Source organism: Bradyrhizobium sp. MI1.4, assembly GCF_055811315.1.
In genome coordinates, this window is the sequence record NZ_JBVVPP010000086.1 from 1 (window position 1) to 16,945 (window position 16,945).

General features: G+C 58.9%; 11 protein-coding genes and 1 pseudogene. 6 read left to right on the top strand and 6 right to left on the bottom strand.

Annotated elements, in window-relative coordinates; all coding sequences use genetic code 11:
- Positions 1-455 (top strand): AMP-binding enzyme (locus AC0L23_RS38695; RefSeq protein WP_473358290.1); only part of this gene is annotated, 455 nt, incomplete at its 5' end.
- A gap of 1,121 nt (positions 456-1,576) precedes the next feature.
- Positions 1,577-2,641: an ABC transporter substrate-binding protein gene (locus AC0L23_RS38700; protein WP_473358291.1), complete on the top strand. Its 1,065-nt coding sequence runs from the start codon at positions 1,577-1,579 to the stop codon at positions 2,639-2,641.
- 246 nt (positions 2,642-2,887) lie between these two features.
- On the opposite strand, the gene AC0L23_RS38705 is transcribed toward AC0L23_RS38700, so the two are convergent.
- From AC0L23_RS38705 to AC0L23_RS38720, 4 genes are all read right to left on the bottom strand, one after another.
- Complete coding sequence (locus tag AC0L23_RS38705) at positions 2,888-3,871, bottom strand: ABC transporter substrate-binding protein (protein ID WP_473358292.1); 984 nt, start codon at positions 3,869-3,871, stop codon at positions 2,888-2,890.
- 622 nt (positions 3,872-4,493) lie between these two features.
- Complete coding sequence (locus AC0L23_RS38710) at positions 4,494-5,255, bottom strand: class II aldolase/adducin family protein (RefSeq protein ID WP_473358293.1); 762 nt, start codon at positions 5,253-5,255, stop codon at positions 4,494-4,496.
- Positions 5,256-5,684: 429 nt separating this feature from the next.
- Positions 5,685-6,821, bottom strand: a complete 1,137-nt coding sequence (locus tag AC0L23_RS38715) for an acyl-CoA dehydrogenase family protein (RefSeq protein WP_473358294.1) — start codon at positions 6,819-6,821, stop codon at positions 5,685-5,687.
- Positions 6,822-6,825: 4 nt separating this feature from the next.
- Positions 6,826-8,007 (bottom strand): acyl-CoA dehydrogenase family protein, encoded by a 1,182-nt coding sequence (locus AC0L23_RS38720; RefSeq protein WP_473358295.1) that lies wholly within the window; start codon positions 8,005-8,007, stop codon positions 6,826-6,828.
- Positions 8,008-9,141: 1,134 nt separating this feature from the next.
- Here AC0L23_RS38720 and AC0L23_RS38725 point away from each other — a divergent pair.
- From AC0L23_RS38725 to AC0L23_RS38735, 3 genes are all read left to right on the top strand, one after another.
- Positions 9,142-11,232, top strand: a complete 2,091-nt coding sequence (locus AC0L23_RS38725) for a 3-hydroxyacyl-CoA dehydrogenase NAD-binding domain-containing protein (RefSeq protein ID WP_473358296.1) — start codon at positions 9,142-9,144, stop codon at positions 11,230-11,232.
- A gap of 69 nt (positions 11,233-11,301) precedes the next feature.
- Positions 11,302-12,507: an acetyl-CoA C-acyltransferase gene (locus AC0L23_RS38730; RefSeq protein WP_473358297.1), complete on the top strand. Its 1,206-nt coding sequence runs from the start codon at positions 11,302-11,304 to the stop codon at positions 12,505-12,507.
- Positions 12,508-13,419: 912 nt separating this feature from the next.
- Positions 13,420-13,587: a hypothetical protein gene (locus tag AC0L23_RS38735; protein WP_473358298.1), complete on the top strand. Its 168-nt coding sequence runs from the start codon at positions 13,420-13,422 to the stop codon at positions 13,585-13,587.
- Between the two features lie 503 nt (positions 13,588-14,090).
- Here AC0L23_RS38735 and AC0L23_RS38740 read toward each other — a convergent pair.
- Positions 14,091-14,975 carry a MaoC/PaaZ C-terminal domain-containing protein gene (locus AC0L23_RS38740; RefSeq protein ID WP_473358299.1) on the bottom strand — a complete coding sequence of 295 codons (885 nt, stop codon included), beginning with the start codon at positions 14,973-14,975 and terminating at the stop codon, positions 14,091-14,093.
- Positions 14,976-15,884: 909 nt separating this feature from the next.
- Here AC0L23_RS38740 and AC0L23_RS38745 point away from each other — a divergent pair.
- The gene (locus tag AC0L23_RS38745) at positions 15,885-16,154 is read left to right on the top strand and encodes a DUF3551 domain-containing protein (RefSeq protein WP_473358300.1); all 270 of its coding nucleotides are present in this window, start codon (positions 15,885-15,887) and stop codon (positions 16,152-16,154) included.
- 71 nt (positions 16,155-16,225) lie between these two features.
- Here AC0L23_RS38745 and AC0L23_RS38750 read toward each other — a convergent pair.
- Positions 16,226-16,864 (bottom strand): annotated as a pseudogene (locus AC0L23_RS38750) (transposase); the annotation flags it as partial.
- Positions 16,865-16,945: the final 81 nt, after the last annotated feature.

The following is a 16,945-nucleotide window of genomic DNA, read 5'->3' on the forward strand; positions in this document are numbered from 1 at the left end:
CGGGTGGGGGGGCGTCCTACGCTTACCGCGGCGCCACGGCCCGCACACTGCCCGGCGGCTGGGAGAGCCTCGGAGATATCGGCCACTTCGACAAAGACGGGTATCTTTATCTCGCCGATCGGCGCACCGACATGATTTTGGTCGGTGGAGCGAACGTCTATCCAGCCCAAGTCGAGGCCGCCATCGACGAGCACCCTTTGGTGATATCGAGCGCCGTCATCGGCCTGCCGCACGAGGATATGGGCTCGACAGTCCACGCTATAGTGCAGGCTCGTCCCGGCCTCTCCGCGGAGATGCTGCTGGCGCATCTGGCCGAGCGGCTGGTGACCTATAAGCTCCCGCGCACTATCGAATTTGTTGCCGAGCCGCTTCGCGATGAGGCGGGAAAAGTGCGCCGGACCCAGCTTCGGGACGTGAGGATTGCGCAGATGAAGGCTACGGCGTGGCGAGCGTAACCGAAGACGGTTGTTCGGGCGACTCGCCGCAACGCCACAAAAGTGCATGTCGGGATCGCCGCAGGAGGGCAGGTATTCGCGGATTTCCTCGGCCGGGATAGCCCATCGCGGTGGGACGGTCCGACCGCGGCGATCACATCAACGCGCTTTCTGATGCCGTAATTCGCGAGCTGACGAGAGCCGCTGAAAGTTTTGATAGCGACACCGGAACCTCAGTCGCCATCCTACAGAAGTCGTTCAGCGCTGGACGTGGCCCCGCGGCTCCGTCAGTTCGGATCGGACCGCGAGTAAGGTCGAGATGAACCAGGCGACGGTTTCCACGATCGAAGCCCCTTGCATCGGTCAGACTTTGCCGAGCCACACAGAAAAAGCTCGTATTGTGTCAGTAACTGAAGAATTTCGTCTGCGCGATGCCTTACTTTGGGGAACTTCGCCTCGTGCGGGGATATATCGTCTGCGCAGGAGCCCGAGTCTAAGAGCGGCACAATATCACCGATCCGACAGCCGAGTTAGATGAAAAGCAGATCCGCCTTCCCGCTCAGGGTTCGCAACATACGCAAGCCCGAGGTCGAGGCCAGGATCAAGCGTGTGCTCGACAGCGTCCGGCTCGTTTTCCTCGGGCGAGCAGTAGCGCCTCGCTCTCACCCGCGCGCTCGTCTTCGATCCCAAATTTGTGCCAGTTTGGCGGCGAAAACAAGCTCCACGACGGCGTCGTGGCGATGAACGGCACGACCTGCAAAGCGGAGCTGCCCGGCCCAGGTAATGTGCACGCGATAGTCATCAATGTAAAGGCAGTCGGCCGGCCGAGCGTGCTGTCATCGCGAGCAGGTAAAGCTCAAGGGCGCCGGGCTCGCGACCCAATGTTTCACAAAGCTCATCTACTACGGCCACGATATACGCACCCGCATCTCGGTGTCTGGCCGTGATGACTTCCTTGGTCAAGCCGCCAAAGTCGGATTTCGTGGCGCGGGTCGAGCCTGGCGCAGAAATCACTGCGCTGGAAGCCGAGAATCGTCGGGCGCTCGACGCGCCGCGACAACGCCGCGAGCCTTGCTTAGCAAACGAGGCCGCGAATTGGGCAACCCCGCCTTTATCCTGAAGCATAGTACGGAGAGTGGACGATGATGAAGTCATTAATGGCAGCCAGCGCTCTGGCCTTAACTGGTCTTGCAGTGAGCGCGACGATCACCCTGCCACCTGCTTTCGCCGGCGATCAGCTCACGATTACCGCTGGAGGCGGAGCCCTCCAGGCTAGCCAGCGCAAGGCTCTATTTCAGCCCTTCTCAAGGGCGACCGGGATCAAGATCACCGAAGACGAATACAATTATGAGGTCGACAAGATCCTCGCCATGGTCGAGACGAAAACGGTGAGCTGGGACGTCGTCGACATCAATCAATCGGCGGCCGTAAGGCTGTGCGACGCAGGTGTCCTCGAAGCACTCGACTGGAAGAAACTGGGTCTTGACCGGTCTAAGTTCCTTGGGGACAGCAAGTATGATTGCGGCGTGCCGACTCACGTCTCTGCGGCAGTTCTCGCCTATGACAAGGACAAGCTGCCAAATGGCCCCAAGACCATTGCCGACCTGTTCGATCTTCAGAAATTTCCGGGCAAACGAGGACTGTATAAGGATCCCTACACTAATCTCGAATGGGCGCTGATCGCCGACGGCGTGGCCAAAAAGGACGTCTACAATGTCCTCAGCACGTCCGAAGGCGTGGAGCGCGCCTTGAGGAAGCTCGATACGATAAAGAAGGACGTGATCTGGTGGACAAGCGGCGCACAGCCTCCGCAGCTACTGGCTGACGGCCAGGTCGTCATGACCTCGGCCTGGAACGGCCGGATCTATGATGCTATCAAGAACTCGGGCAAGCACTTCGAGATCATGTGGGACGCCCAAATTGCGAGCTTCAACTTATGGTCGATCCCCAAGGGTACTCCGCACCGGGACGAGGCTTATAAGTTTATTGGTTTCGCCGCTTCGCCTCAGTCTCAAGCCGAAATGACGCAGTACATCGCCTACGGTACTGGTAACACAGAGGCCACGAAGCTAATTGACCCGGCGATTCTATCCGAGCTTCCGAGTGCGCCGGAGCATGTGGCCCAGGCGATCGATTTTGACGTGGTCTTCTGGATTGAGAAAGGCGACCAGCTGCGCCAGCGCTTCACCGCTTGGCTTACGAAATAGTACTGAAGAGAAGGAAGGGGGAGGATGTTGGTTTCTCCCCCTGGGCGATCCCGGAAATGCGTGTCCCGAGCCGCGTTGCCGATGTTCTTGCGATCGTTATATTCTTTCAGTTGGAAAAGCGTCGGCTCGCAAATGCCGCAGTTGATGCGCAGCAGAATGGCATCCCGCCGCCGAGTTGGAGCTCTCAGTTCAGTTGCGAACGCCGAGGAAAGCGGACCTTTTCCTCACCATCTCCTTTTCGATCGTTTACTTCGCGAGCCAAGCAGTAAAGCGCTGGCGCAGCTCATCGCCTCTCTCGACCCGGAAGGTTGCATCGGGAATGATCGCCTTCGCTAGATTGTCAGGCGCAGTTGGAAGGTAGGGCATGATCGCTGGATCCACCAAAGCCATCGCGTCCGTGTTGCTGGGGGAGTAAGCAATATAGCGGGTCAGGTCGGCCTGCGCATGGGGTGAAGCGGCGAAGGCGATGAACTTATATGCCTCCTCCCGCCGTGGAGTGCCCTTGGGAATTATCCAGACATTCGCGGACGTCGTGGCGGCATCCCACATCATAGCAAAATGCTTGCCCGAGTTCTTGATCGCATCGTAAACGCGGCCGCTCCAGGCTGCGGTCATGACGACCTGTCCGTCGGCAAGGAGCTGCGATGGCTGAGCGCCGGAGGTCCACCAGACGACGTCTTTCTTGATCGTGTCAAGCTTACTGAAGGCACGCTCAACGCCCTCAGGCGTGCGAAGGACCTTATAAACATCCTTGATGGGCACTCCATCCGCGACGAGCGCCCATTCGAGAAGGCCATCGGGGCTTTTATACAGTCCTCGTTTGCCGGGAAACTTCTTCAGGTCGAAAAGGTCGGCGATAGTCTGCGGGCCGTTCGACAGCTTGTCCTTGTCATAGGCGACAACTGTTGCGGCGATGTGCGTCGGAACCCCACAGTCAAACTTGTCAGCCCCCAGAAACTTGGACCGGTCGAGGCCCAACTTCTTCCAGTCAATCTCTTCAATGAGACCCTGATTGCACAATTCAATGGACCAGAGCGAGGATTGGTCGATCACATCCCAGCTCACGGTTTTCGTCTCGACCATGGCACGGATCTTGTCGAGCTCAAAACTATATTCGTCTTCGGTGATTTTGATACCGGTCGCCTTGGTGAATGGCTGGAATAGGGCCTTGCGCTGGCTGGCCTGGAGTGCTCCGCCTCCGCCGGTAATCGTGAGCTGATGGTCCGCCATAGCAGGTCTTTGGGCCAAACATGCGATTGCGGCTAACATTGCGACTTTCAAAGATCGGATCATGATTCGAAGTCCTTCATCTGCCGCTCTCGGAAGAGAAGCTGTGTCAAAAAAACGGCCAAAAGCCCCCCGTGTTGCGTGACAGCTCTCATGCTATGGAGGCGTGAGCGCCGACAACTGCATATTGTGGCGACAGCTTGTGGTCGACAAAAGGCTCCTGCCTTTCAATGAAATATTATCGGCCGGAAGAGGTGAGATTCTTCAATGTGATCGGCCTTGCTGCCGAAACAATGCGTTGAAAGCGCGAATGCGAAGGTATATGTCGACCCATCCTTTGTGCGCGGCTGGATTGGGGACAAAAGCATCAAGATTCTCAAGGAAGCCACTGTTGGCGTTGCGCGTTACAGCAGAGACTTCAAACGCTGGCCTGTACGGCTTGCCAGACATCAAGCCGCGGTGTCGTTGGGAGGCTGACATTCGATGCCAGCGCTCAAGCTGGTCGCGCTCTAACTACACGACACCGTCTACGGCTCCAGAGCGCCTGTCCCCCGCTTTACGCGCACTTCCGTAGAGACTACCGTTGTGTGCTCGACATTGACGCGAATCAGCTTCACCGGCCATTCTACTGCCTCCAGTCCGTGCCGCGAGCTTCGATCTGGCGCAACGCGGCGCGCCACTCAGGCAAGCCGAATTCGGCCTTGGCACGCCGCCCCTTGGCACGCCTTGCGTATTCTGCAACCACCTCGGGGGCAATCGGTGTGGGATGCTCGCCGAGGCCGCGCGCAATGATCTCGATTTCGCAGGCACGGTTCAGCATGTACATGCGATGGAGCGCACCGGGAATGGTGGCTCCGACCGTGAGCAGACCGTGGTTGCGTAGAATTATCGAATCGCCTTGCTGACAGCTCAGACCGAGCGCGAGGCCCTCTGCCTCTTCGCTCGGCTGACCGTACTCGTGATAAGCGAGTTCGTCATAAACCTCGAGAGCATCCTGGCTGATGGGCCGTAGGCCCCTCTTCAATACCGCGATTCCTGTGCCAGGTCGTGTGTGGGTATGCATCACACAGTTGGCGTCTGGCCTGGCCCTGTATATGCCGCCGTGAATAGTGAATCCTGCGGAGTTGAGTGCCCCAGTCCCAGAGTGGATTTTACCATCGACGTCTACCTTCACTAGGCTGGACGCTGTGATTTCGCTGAATAGGAAGCCGTAGCTGTTGATCAGAAAGCAGTCTGGCTCATTGGGCACGCGCGCCGACAGGTGAGTGTTGATCGAGTCGGTCCAGCCATAGAAATCGCAGATGCGGTAAAGCGCGGCTAGGTCAGAACGAATCTGCCATTCGGTGCCGCTCATATTCGAGTTATCATGCTGGGCGACTGTATTCATCAGGCGGGCTCCTCTTCCTTCTCACTTAAGGGCGTAGATTTCGCTAAAAACCCTCATACGGTTCGCGGCAACATCTGTTAGGGCAGCTCCTATCAATTAAGTAGACCACTCTCCGATAGATCGGCCTGTGCCGTAGGGACGTCAACGATGAGGATTTGCCGCCGTTACTGCGGCGGTCCTCCCCGAGGCATTTCAACCCACCAATCTAACAGCAGTCGAATGCGGACTAGTGCAAAGAACGGCGCGCGGACGGCTAAATTCGTCGTTCGTGCTATCTTTCAAGATTAATAGCCGCCGTCAGGGAGCTCGGAGGGGAGCGCCGAGCAGTACTCTTGCTGGGCCGGCCCTGGGTGCTTCTAGAAACTCTGCATCTTCCTGGCCGTTGCCACGACGCGGGTGGTCGGATGCATGGACATGGGAAGTTGGGTCCTAGTATCCCGCGAGCCGGGCCAAGCGGTTCGCGTGATAATCCGCGTCGCCGAACAATTCGGCAAGCACTCGCTGCCTTTTCATGTAGAAGCCGATATCGTACTCGTCGGTCATGCCGATGCCACCGTGCATCTGAATGCCCTCCTGAACAGCGAGAGCGCTAGCCATGCTTGTCATGGCTTTGGCCACCATCACAGCCTCTTCAGCGCCATCCTCGTCACGGTCGAGCAGCTGCTGGGCGTTGAGTGCGGCGGCGCGCGCGACCTCCACCTCCGCGTAGAGGTGGGCGGCGCGGTGTTGCAGCGCTTGGAACGAGCCAATCGGTCGATCAAACTGCTTTCTTTGTTTGAGGTAATCAATGGTCATTTTCAAAGCGCAGGCGCCCAAACCCACCATTTCAGCCGCGGCCCCGGCGCGCAATGCGCTGAGCATTTTCTTCAGTCTTCCAAATCCTTCATCCACTTCGCCGATAACTGCCTCTGCGGATACCTCCACACCATGAAACTTCAAACGTGCGGCGAGGCTCGCGTCGATCAGGCGGTCGGCCTCCGCCGTAAGATTCGCCGCGTCCTTTTCAACAAGGAGGAGTGTGACGCCCAGCTCCTCGTGGTCGGCGCCGGCGGTCCGGGCCGCGACAATCAAAAAGTCGGCCACGTGGCCGTATTTCACGAAACGCTTTTCGCCGACCAATCGGAAACCGCTGCCAAGGCGCTCGGCCTTCAACTTGATCCGCTCGGGCCGATGACGTACCGATTCGTCGAGAGCCAGCGTGCCCACCGCCTCGCCGGTACAGATCCGAGGCAGCCAGGCTTGCCGCTGATTTGCTGAGCCACCCTTCAGCGCCGTGACCGCCCCGACCGCCGTCATGAGGAATGGTGAGGGTGTTAGGTTGCGGCCAATCTCCTCCAGCACGACGCCGGCCTCGACATGCCCGAGCCCAGAGCCGCCGTCGGCCTCATCCAACAGGATGCCGTTCAGGCCGAGCTCGGCGAAGCGCTTCCAGAGATGCGCCGAAAAGCCAGTCCTGTCATCTGCATCCCGCAGCGCGCGCATATGGCCGACTGGCGCTTGTTCTGCAAGGAACGACCGAACAGTGTCGCTAAGCATCATTTGATCTTCGGTGTGGAAGAGGGGCACGAGGTTAATCTCCGGGTAGCTGAAGAATGCGCTTAGCGATGATGTTGAGCTGCACTTCAGACGTGCCGCCTTCGATGGAGTTGGCTTTAGTGCGCAACCAAGCACGCGCATCAGCGCCCTGCCGCGAGCGCTCACTATCCCATTCCAGCGCATCCGCCCCGCCGGCAGCCATGATCAACTCATACCGCTGCTTGTTCAACTCGGTCCCGAAGTACTTGATCATGGAGGCCTGTGCGGGATGGCCACGCCCGCCCGTTAGCTCATCGGTAAAACGCTCAGAGGCTGCTCTAAACGCCTCAGCGCGGATCTCGAACAGCGCGATGCGGCTCCTCAATATCGGGTCGTTCAGTCGTCCGTCCGGTTCGGTTCCGAGCGTCACTTTGGCCGTCTCGCCGAGTGACAGCGGCGGACTCTCTAAGCCAATGCCGGAAATGTTTTCGCGTTCGTGACTCAGCAAGTATTTGGCGACGTCCCAGCCTTTGTTTAACTCACCGACCAAATTCTTCTTCGGTACCTTTACGTTCTCTAAAAACGTCTCACAGAAGGGCGAGTACCCCGAGATCAGCTTGATCGGTTTGACCGAGATCCCAGGCGTTTCCATATCCAAAAGCAGGAACGAGATGCCGTTGTGCTTGCTTGAGCTATCGGTTCGCACAAGGCAGAAGATCCAGTCGGACTTGTGGGCGTTGCTGGTCCAAATCTTCTGACCGTTTACGAGGAAATGATCGCCCTTGTCCTCGGCCCGGGTCGCCAGCGAGGCGAGGTCGGAACCGGCGCCCGGCTCGGAATAGCCTTGGCACCATTGGATGTCGCCGCACGCCAACTTTGGCAGGTGCTTTAACTTCTGCTCCTCGGTGCCGTATCTCAGCAACGTTGGGCCGAGCGTTTGGAGGCCGAATGGATCCAATGGACTGCGGCAACCGAGACGGCCCATCTCCTCTCGAAGGACCTTCGTCTCCTCGTGGGATAGCCCTGCACCGCCGTACTCTCTCGGCCACTCTGGCGCAGTCCAGCCCTTCTCGGCCATGCGGTCCAACCAAACCTTTTGCGTAGCGTTTTTGAAAACCGCGCGACGGCCGCCCGAGACGACGTCGTCCGCAGAGCGAACCGGCTCGCGCATTTCTGCAGGGCAGTTGGTTGTGAGCCATGCCCGTGCTTGTTGGCGGAATGCATCAAGATCGTTCACCGTCGTACGCCTTTCTCTGCTAATTGCTTGCCCCTCCGACGCGACGAAATACGTCGCACAATAACCGACCACGGCGGGAGCTGGGTCTGTCATCGCTAATCATAGGGCAACGGAAAATGGTGACCTTGTTCTTCGGAGCGGGAAACAATGAGCGTTGGCTACGGCCGCTCGTCTCTCGACATTGTCGCCGGCACCGCAAATATCAGGAGCCTTCTTCACCGCGGAAGCCGCTTGATTCAGCATCAAACATCATTGGCCAATTTGCACTTGACTGATCTCCGGACTCAGGCGCCCCGCCCAATGGGGGCGTAGACCAACCTAGCGCACCAACGACGGCAAAAGTCGTCGAGAGACGGGCGATTGGCGCGGGATTTCTTCGCAAACTGCGTATTTTAACGCAACCGATCTTATCCCAGGCATGCACGGCGCAATGAGGCAGATTGTTTTTACATGTCCCCCACCCGCAGAGTGGCGCCCGCCACGAGCTGAGGGAGCACGCGAGCTGCTTTACCGTCGCTCCCCAGCGCCTGCTCACCGACAGGGCTTACGAAGGAAAATCCCCGCGAGAGTGGCCGGGAATCGACGATGCCGGGCCGTCTTGCAGCCGGAGCATGAGACCTCTTACCCCAGGATCTCGCGAGCTTGAAACAGCGCAATCCCTTGCGCGCTTCTTCTGCTGACTCGAAGACTTCCGTCGCATCCGCAGCCGCTGCTACGAGCGTCAGATATGTACGCTGCTGATCGTAGCCGCTACGGTTAGAGTTTTGGTCCAGTTGCTCGCCAAAGTGGTGAGCGCGAGCGCCCACGGTCGAGGCAGGGATTAATCCATCTTATTTGAGAGGGAATAATCGCGATCGCAGCACTACGCATTTTGATCAACTGCGGCGCCTTTCAGTGCGATCATCTTCGAGATTGCGCCCAAGAATCACAGAGAGTCATGCTGGCGCCGGTCTAGCCGGTTCAGCTTCGGCATTAGGGTCGATGCAGAGCGAAATAGCCACCGCCCATGGGAAATTTCCCCATCGATCGTCCGACATCCGCGGAATTTGTGCAGTGGCCAGCGCTATGTTGCCGGCGTCTGGTTGGGCGATGAAGTTTGGCCAACGGTAGGCGACTGTTTGAATGGTGTGCAGCATGGGAAAAATTGTCAAGATCGAAGCTCACGATAGGATCGCCGTTATCACGATCAACAGCCCTCCCGTGAATGCGCTCTCGGCGGATGTACGGAATGGACTGTTCGAGAGTTTCGAGCGTGTTCTTGCCTCCGACGCTGAGGCTGTGGTGCTGATCTGCGATGGCCGCACTTTTATCGCTGGGGCGGACATCACCGAATTCGGCGGTCAGGTGAACGGTGCGAGCCTATCTCAAGTCCAAGCGGCAATGGAGAATTCGTCCAAGCCGGTAATTGCCGCGATCCATGGCACCGCGCTGGGCGGCGGGCTAGAGGTGGCGCTGTGCGCTCACTACCGTGTGGCGGTGTCCTCGGCCAAGGTGGGGCTGCCGGAAGTCGCGTTAGGCCTCATTCCCGGCTCCGGAGGCACGCAGCGACTGCCGCGTATCGTGGGCGTCGAGAAGGCTCTGGAGCTGGTTACGTCCGGCCGTCATGTGCCCGCTCAGGAGGCACTGGCCATGGGTTTGATTGACGAACTCGTGGAGGAGGGCAAACTGAAGGAGGGCGCTATTGCCCTCGCGTGCAAGGTGGTTGCCGAAGGCAAGCCGCTGGTGAAGATCCGTCAGAACAGTGCCAAGCTGGAAGTGGCCAAAAGGCATCCCGAGATCTTTGATAATTTCCGAAAGGCCAACGCGCGGAAATTTCGAGGGTTGCTGGCTCCCGAATACAACATCCGCGGCATTGAAGCTGCTGTGAGTTCGAACTCATTTGAGGACGGCCTGCGAGTCGAGCAGCAACTCTTCACGGAGCTGGAGTGCGGTCCGCAATCGGGTGCTCAGCGCTACTACTTCTTCGCCGAGCGTCAGGCGCGGAAGATCCCGGACGTGCCGGACGGCACCCCGACACGGCCGATCAATAAGGTCGGCATCCTGGGCGCGGGTACCATGGGCGGCGGTATCGCCATGAATTTCGCCAACGCCGGAATTCCCGTGACCATCGTCGAGATCAAGCAAGAGGCGCTCGACCGAGGCTTCGGCGTGATCAAGTCGAACTACGAGCGGACGGCCGCGCGTGGCGGTTTGACGCCCGAGCAGGTGAATCAGCGGATGATTCTGCTGACGGGCTCGCTTGCCATGGAAGACTTCGCCAATTGCGACCTAATCATCGAGGCAGTGTTCGAGCGCATGGACATCAAGAAGCAGGTGTTCGCCAAGCTGGACAGCATCTGCAAGCGCGGCGCGATCCTGGCCACGAACACGTCGGAGTTGAACGTCGACGAGATCGCTGCGGCAACGACGCGGCCGGAGGATGTGATCGGGCTACACTTCTTTTCGCCGGCCAACGTAATGAAGCTGCTGGAGGTCATCCGCGGTGAGAAAACCGCTAAGGACGTTATAGCGACGGCGATGAACTCGGCCAAGATGATTGGAAAGGTCGCGGTGCTGGCCCGCGTGTGCTACGGCTTCATCGGCAACCGCATGCTGGCCCAACGCGAGCGCGAGGCAAAGAAATTGGTTCTGGAGGGGGCGAGTCCCTGGGACGTGGATCAGGTCCTCTACGACTTCGGCTTTCCCATGGGCCCCTTCCGTATGGCCGATCTGGCGGGACTGGACCTCGGGTGGGTGAGGGAGGAATCGACGAGCTCCACGTTGCGTGAGGTCTTTTGCGAGATGGGGCGCTTTGGGCAGAAGACCGGCGCCGGTTATTACGATTACGACGAAAACCGCAACGCCAAACCCTCGCTGATCACCGAAAAGATCATAAGCGACTTCATGGCTAAATTTGGCAAGAGCTCGCGCAAGATCTCTGATGAAGAGATCCTCGAGCGTTGCATTTATCCGATGATCAATGAAGGGGCGAAAATCCTGGAGGAAGGTAAGGCGCTCCGAGCTTCCGATATCGATGTGGTTTGGGTCAATGGATACGGCTGGCCGGTCTACCGCGGGGGGCCAATGTACTACGCCGACCAAATCGGGCTGAATAAAGTTCTTGCCAAGATGAAGGAATTGCAGGCCACCATGGGGGACGACTTCGAGCCGGCGCGCCTGCTAGAGAAGCTGGTTGCCGACGGCAAGACGTTCGCCAACTTCGATCAGCTCCAAAAAACGATCTAGCTAGTCTGGACCAGTTCATCCTGGCAGGAGCCGGATGAGCGGATTCAACCTGAAAGGACATCTTCTCTCATGCGTGAAGCCGTCATCGTCGCCGCAAAGCGGACCCCCATCGGCAAAGCCTACCGCGGCGCGTTCAACAATACCTACGGAGCAACTCTGGCCGCAGAGTCGATACGCGCAGCTGTAGTGCAGGCAGGTATCGATCCGGGCGAGATCGATGATGTAGTCATGGGCACAGCATTGCCGCAAGGCACTACCGGCTATAACATCGCTCGTCAGGCTGCGCTGCGTGCTGGTCTTCCGGACACCGTCTCCGGCATGACTGTTGACCGACAGTGCAGCTCGGGGCTTATGGCTGTAGCCGCTGCTGCCAAGTACATCGTAAACGACGGCGCCTCGATCGCGATCGGAGGGGGCGTAGAGTCGATTAGCCTCGTGCAAAACGACAAGTCGAACCGCTTTATGACTGCTGATCCCTGGCTAGAGGAGCGCATCCCTGAAATTTGGATCTCGATGATCGAAACTGCCGAACTTGTCGCCGAGCGCTATGGCATTAGACGTGAGGAGCAGGACGATTACGCCCTGCAGTCGCAGCAACGCACCGCCCAAGCCCAGGCACAAGGCCGCTTCGCTCACGAAATCGTCCCGGTCACTACCATCATGAAGGTGGTGGTCGACAAGGAAACCGGCCAGACCGCGGAAAAGAAAATCATCATTTCCGCCGATGAGGGCAATCGTCCCCAGACCACACTGGACGACCTCAAGAAGCTTCACCCTGTTTTCAAAGGCGGTCGCTACCTGAAGGAGGGCAAATTTGTCACTGCCGGGAACGCCAGTCAGCTCTCGGACGGTTCGGCTGCGGTCCTGATGATGGAGCGCAAGCAGGCCGAGAAGCGCGGGCTTAAGGCGCTAGGTGCCTACCGCGGTATGGCGGTAGCCGGCTGCAGGCCCGAGGAAATGGGCATTGGCCCAGTCTTTGCCATCCCGAAGCTCTTGGACCGCAATGGCTTGAAGATCGATGACATCGGTATCTGGGAGTTGAACGAGGCTTTCGCGTCTCAAGTGCTCTATTGTCGGGACAAGCTCGGTATCCCGTATGAGAAGTTGAACGTCTCGGGTGGCGCGATCGCCATCGGCCACCCCTACGGTATGACGGGGGCACGCTGCGTTGCGCACGCCCTATATGAAGGGAAGCGCCGTGGAGCGAAGTACGGTGTAGTCACGATGTGTGTCGGAGGTGGCATGGGCGCTGCCGGTCTTTTTGAGATCTTCTGAGGCCATCGAGACGATCACCAAGCTGGCCACCGCACGAGAAGCTGTTCCGCTCTCCCCAATGATGCCGGATAAACCAGCGGTTAGCTGTGGAGAGGACACTCTTACGGATCAGCTTGAGGCGCGCGAGGCGCGTCGCGCGTGCGTTGGAAGGGCTGGGCGTTAAGCTCGGTGATTTGGTAACCCATCGGACTCCCTAACGGCGTTCTTTATCGAGGCTTGCTGGGGCGTCTGGAAAATGGGCGCGAGACCGCAGCCTGTTTCCTTCCGCCACGGGCCGAGCTCCAGGCCATAGTCGACCTCGCCGATCCGTCCGTGGTAATCGCATTGGCGGACATGGAAACGGGCCGGCGCCGGATCACCGTCCAGGACCTGCTTAGGCTGTCCGATGCCGCGCTTCGATGCGGAGGGTGTGCTCGCCGAGATAGAGCGGCGAAGCGCGACGTGGGTCTACTTGGTGCCCACTTGATGAGCCGCATCTAGCGGCTGCCGGAAGAGGTGCGGGCTCGCTACGACCTTTCTTCGCTGAAGACGCTCTGGCACTTCGCGGCACCCTGTCCGCCTTGGCTCAAGGAGGCCTTTATCAACTGGCTTGGGCCGGAGATCATATTGGAGCTGTATGGCGGGAGCGAAAACCAGGCCGGGACGATCATCACTGGTCGCGAATGGCTCGAGCCATCGAGCTTCCGTCGGCCGCGTGAGCTGGGGCGAAATCAAGATCGTGGACGCTGACGGAAACATACTACCGCCGGGACAGGTGGGCGACATATACTTGCGCGAAATCGAGGGGCAGCGCGCGCCTACGCCTACCGTGGCGCCACCGCCCGCACGCTGGCCGGCGGCTGCGAGAGCCTCGGGGACATCAGTCACTTCGACGAGGAGGGGTACCTATATTTCGTCGACGGGCGCACGGACATGATCCTGGTAGGCGGGTCGAACGTCTATCCAGCCCAAGTCGAGGCCGCCATCGACGAACATCCATTGGCGATTTCGATCGCCGTGAGTTCGTTGACGACCCGCTTCGCGATGAGGCGGGAAAAGTGCGCCGCATTCAGCTCCGCGACGAGCGTATCGCCCGAATGAAGACGGGCCAGACCCAAGTGCAGAAAAGCCCATGCCTGAGGAATGGCTGCGGCAGCTTACATCTGCGCGCGGCCACAGAAGTTTTGTATCGGAGGGGAATTCGCGCTCGCTGTCGCCCTCGATTTCCGGATTATGGCGCGGGCATCCGCATCCACCTTCCCCGATATCATCCTCGTCACGAATACTAGCCGGCAAACCATCTCGCTGCAGCTGGTTCGTGCGGCGCGTGCCAAGCCGGCAGATCAGCGCATTTCCGCAAAAGCGCACGTGGGGTCACTGGAGCGAGCGAATTTGGCGCCACGCGGCGATGAAGCTCGCGAAAGACTCCAGCGCAGCATCCTCTGATCACGGTGACGAAGCGATCGATCGTCTCGCCGGTGCGCTTGACGATCTTGCGAATTACATGGATCTTGATCACGCGATGTGGGCATGCCTGACTGCTTGGAAGCGCGAGCGGGAAGCGTTCTTCGGCGCAATGAGCCGTAGACAGGCTAGCGTGCCTATCAGGTACGCAGCACAGTCTTACCGTTCCTGATCACTGTCGTGCCGCGATCGATCACTCGGGCCTCGAACGAGATCACGTTTCCGTCTCGCCAGAGATCGACGGCGATGGACTCGCCGGGGAACACAGGCGCCGAGAAGCGCGCCTGATGGCTCAGGATCCTCGTTGGATCGTAATCGCAGAACTCCTGCAGCACCGCCCGGCAGGTAATGCCGAAGGTACACAGGCCATGCAGGATCGGCCGCGAGAAGCCGGCCCGCTTCGCGAAATCGGGATCGGAATGAAGCGGATTAAGATCACCGTTCAGTCGATAGAGCAGCGCCTGGTCTGGCCGGGTATCTAACGAGATCAAAGAGTCCGGCTTGCGCGTCGGGACGAGGTGAGGCTCGGGTGCGCCCGCCGACGGCCCGCCAAAGCCACCGTCGCCGCGGGCGAAGGTGGAGGTAGTCAGGGTGGCAATCTTCCCGCCACTGTCGTCAGTCCACACGGTCTCATCGACGACGACGGCGCCCTTGTCCTTTCCCTTGTCGTAGGCGCCGATCGTGCGGCTGGTGGCCGTGAAGGTGCCCGACGGCGGCAGCGGCTTGTGCAATTCGATCTTCTGCTCGCCATGCACCAACATCAGCAAGTTCAGCCGGCTGATCCGGAGGCGGGGCTTTTGCTCCATCTGCGGCCCAGAACGACGCCCCTTGCCGGAAGCCAGCACTGTGGCAGCCGTCGGCGCGGCCTTGATATCCTTTTCATATACGAACGACAACTCGCGCTCGTTCATTGGATCGCGGCCCATGCCGATTCCCAGCGCATATAGCATCACGTCCTTCTCACTATAGGTAAAGACGCGTCGCTCTGGCTTCTGCTCCAAGATATCGGGATAATAGATCGGCATGGAATATCCTTCGGAACTACACGTCGCCGTGCTGCTAGCGGCCCGCGATAAGCCCTCGGCGGCTATCGAGCAATCCAGCAGCTTCGCTACGCTCCTCCGAGCGCATCATCGAGAATGGCTTTGAGGCGCGTGGCCTCCTTTTCCAGCTCACGATCCAAGTCCGTCTTGACGGCTACGGCAGAGTTCAGCAATGACGGCGTGACCCAGCTACCCCACGTAAGAGCGGACGTGCTGCTGGCCACGAAAGCAACCGTACAAATCGCAAGTATGAGTCTGGGCAGTTTCACTGAGCTTCCTCAATTTGATGAAGTGCATCAAGCAGCTTGCTGCTGGACTAAGTCTTGGAGCTAAGGAACATTGACTAGTGGCATAGAGGCCGTCGGACGCGGCGCGAAATCAATTTGGTGCTCACCGCGTGCTGCCAGCAGGATTACAAAGGCCGTAAGGAGGAGGAGAAGTCCGCGCATTTTCACAGAAAGCTATCGCAATGATGACGGGTAGCATCCGATGCCCTCGTGACGTAATCCCGCGGCCATCGATCGTTCCAGGTCTATTACCGAGCAAAAATATCCCGAACTCGATAATCTATTTATAAGCAGGTTGACGTCGAATTTCGGCGCGATCGCGCCGAAAAAAGGGCCTTATGCCCCGATAACGGCCGGAATAATGCGTGAAGTCGAATTATGTTTTACCGGCCGTTCAGACGTTTGCTCGACCGGATGTTATTCTTGGGTTTGTGGTGCAATGAGGCATTCCATGCATAATTATGATCTTGTCTCCGGTAGCCTATTGGCGCTGACCGCAGCCGGCGTCGCGCTGCTCTGCTCCAGCCTCCTCGCATTTACGTTTATTTAGAGCACGATGAGATTTTCGTCCGCGGTCTTCTGCTTTCACGGAGGTACAGACCTCATGCGATATGCTTTGTTCATCGTCGGAGTTGCATTTACCGTTCTGGTCGGGTTGGGAGCGCGTTCGACCGCCGCTCCGCGACATCATTCGGCGCACATGCCCGTGGTTCCTTCAGATCTTTATTGTCTGCAGGGCCGGGTCTGGGGGTATCCCGGCAACTGCCAATTCTCGACGTACGAACAGTGCACGGTCACTGCTTCCGGCACAGACGCGTATTGCGGTATCAATCCGTTCTATGCCTTTGGACCAGATGGAAGGCAAGCGCACTAGTGGAGTTGAGGAGGGGTTTGCCGGGGACGGCGTTGGAAATGGGCTCTGACGCAATTGTGGTGCAGCACTGGTCATGTGGCGCCGATTAGCCGAGCCTGTAGCAAGTCGAGCTTGGCGCGTCCGTACATTTGGCGTTTGACCAGTTTGAGCTTGGTGATCTGGCCCTCGGTCTGTCCGTTGGACCATGACGTCGCGATCGCTGCGCTGACAGCGGCCTTGTCCTTGATGACGCCATTGGCGAAGGACATGACGAGGCTTGCGCGCGCTCGTTCCAACCATGGTTCAAGCTCTACGTGAGCCTTCTTGCGGATCATCGCATGGAAAGCGGCTATGATCTCTCGAGCTTCCACCAAAAGAGGAACGCCTTGCTCGATCGCCGCAATGGTGACGGTTTCTGACTTTGATAGCGTATCGCGGCCATTGGTCATCAGGCGAGCGATCGTTCTCGCGGATGGTACCCGCTGCAGGCTCTGAGCATCGGGCATTTCGGCACGTCGACGGCGTGTCGTCCATTCGGTAACGACCCGCAGCGAGCCTCTAAATCCCTGCGCCTTGAGGCAACGCCAAAGGTCGGCGCCATTACAACGGCCAGCAGTCCACTGAGCGTCGAGCCACGGCAGGTAGTGCTCGAGCGAGCTCTCGCGCCCCCTGAACACGTCGGATCGCTGACCTCGCAATACCCTGCGGATGAGGCCCCGGCTATGGCCGGTGAGCCGTAAGCGCTGTTCAGCGGCCACCTACCCGATGACGGTGTGATCTGCGAGTCTGCGGTTCGGTTTGGACCGTTAGGC

Bases quoted from the DNA above. Each gene is read 5' to 3' on its own strand.
- AC0L23_RS38710 (WP_473358293.1), bottom strand. From the start codon at position 5,255: ATGAATACAGTCGCCCAGCATGATAACTCGAATATGAGCGGCACCGAA.
- AC0L23_RS38730 (WP_473358297.1), top strand. From the start codon at position 11,302: ATGCGTGAAGCCGTCATCGTCGCCGCAAAGCGGACCCCCATCGGCAAA.
- AC0L23_RS38735 (WP_473358298.1), top strand. From the start codon at position 13,420: ATGATCCTGGTAGGCGGGTCGAACGTCTATCCAGCCCAAGTCGAGGCC.
- AC0L23_RS38705 (WP_473358292.1), bottom strand. From the start codon at position 3,871: ATGGCGGACCATCAGCTCACGATTACCGGCGGAGGCGGAGCACTCCAG.
- AC0L23_RS38700 (WP_473358291.1), top strand. From the start codon at position 1,577: ATGATGAAGTCATTAATGGCAGCCAGCGCTCTGGCCTTAACTGGTCTT.
- AC0L23_RS38725 (WP_473358296.1), top strand. From the start codon at position 9,142: ATGGGAAAAATTGTCAAGATCGAAGCTCACGATAGGATCGCCGTTATC.
- AC0L23_RS38745 (WP_473358300.1), top strand. From the start codon at position 15,885: ATGCGATATGCTTTGTTCATCGTCGGAGTTGCATTTACCGTTCTGGTC.
- AC0L23_RS38740 (WP_473358299.1), bottom strand. From the start codon at position 14,975: ATGCCGATCTATTATCCCGATATCTTGGAGCAGAAGCCAGAGCGACGC.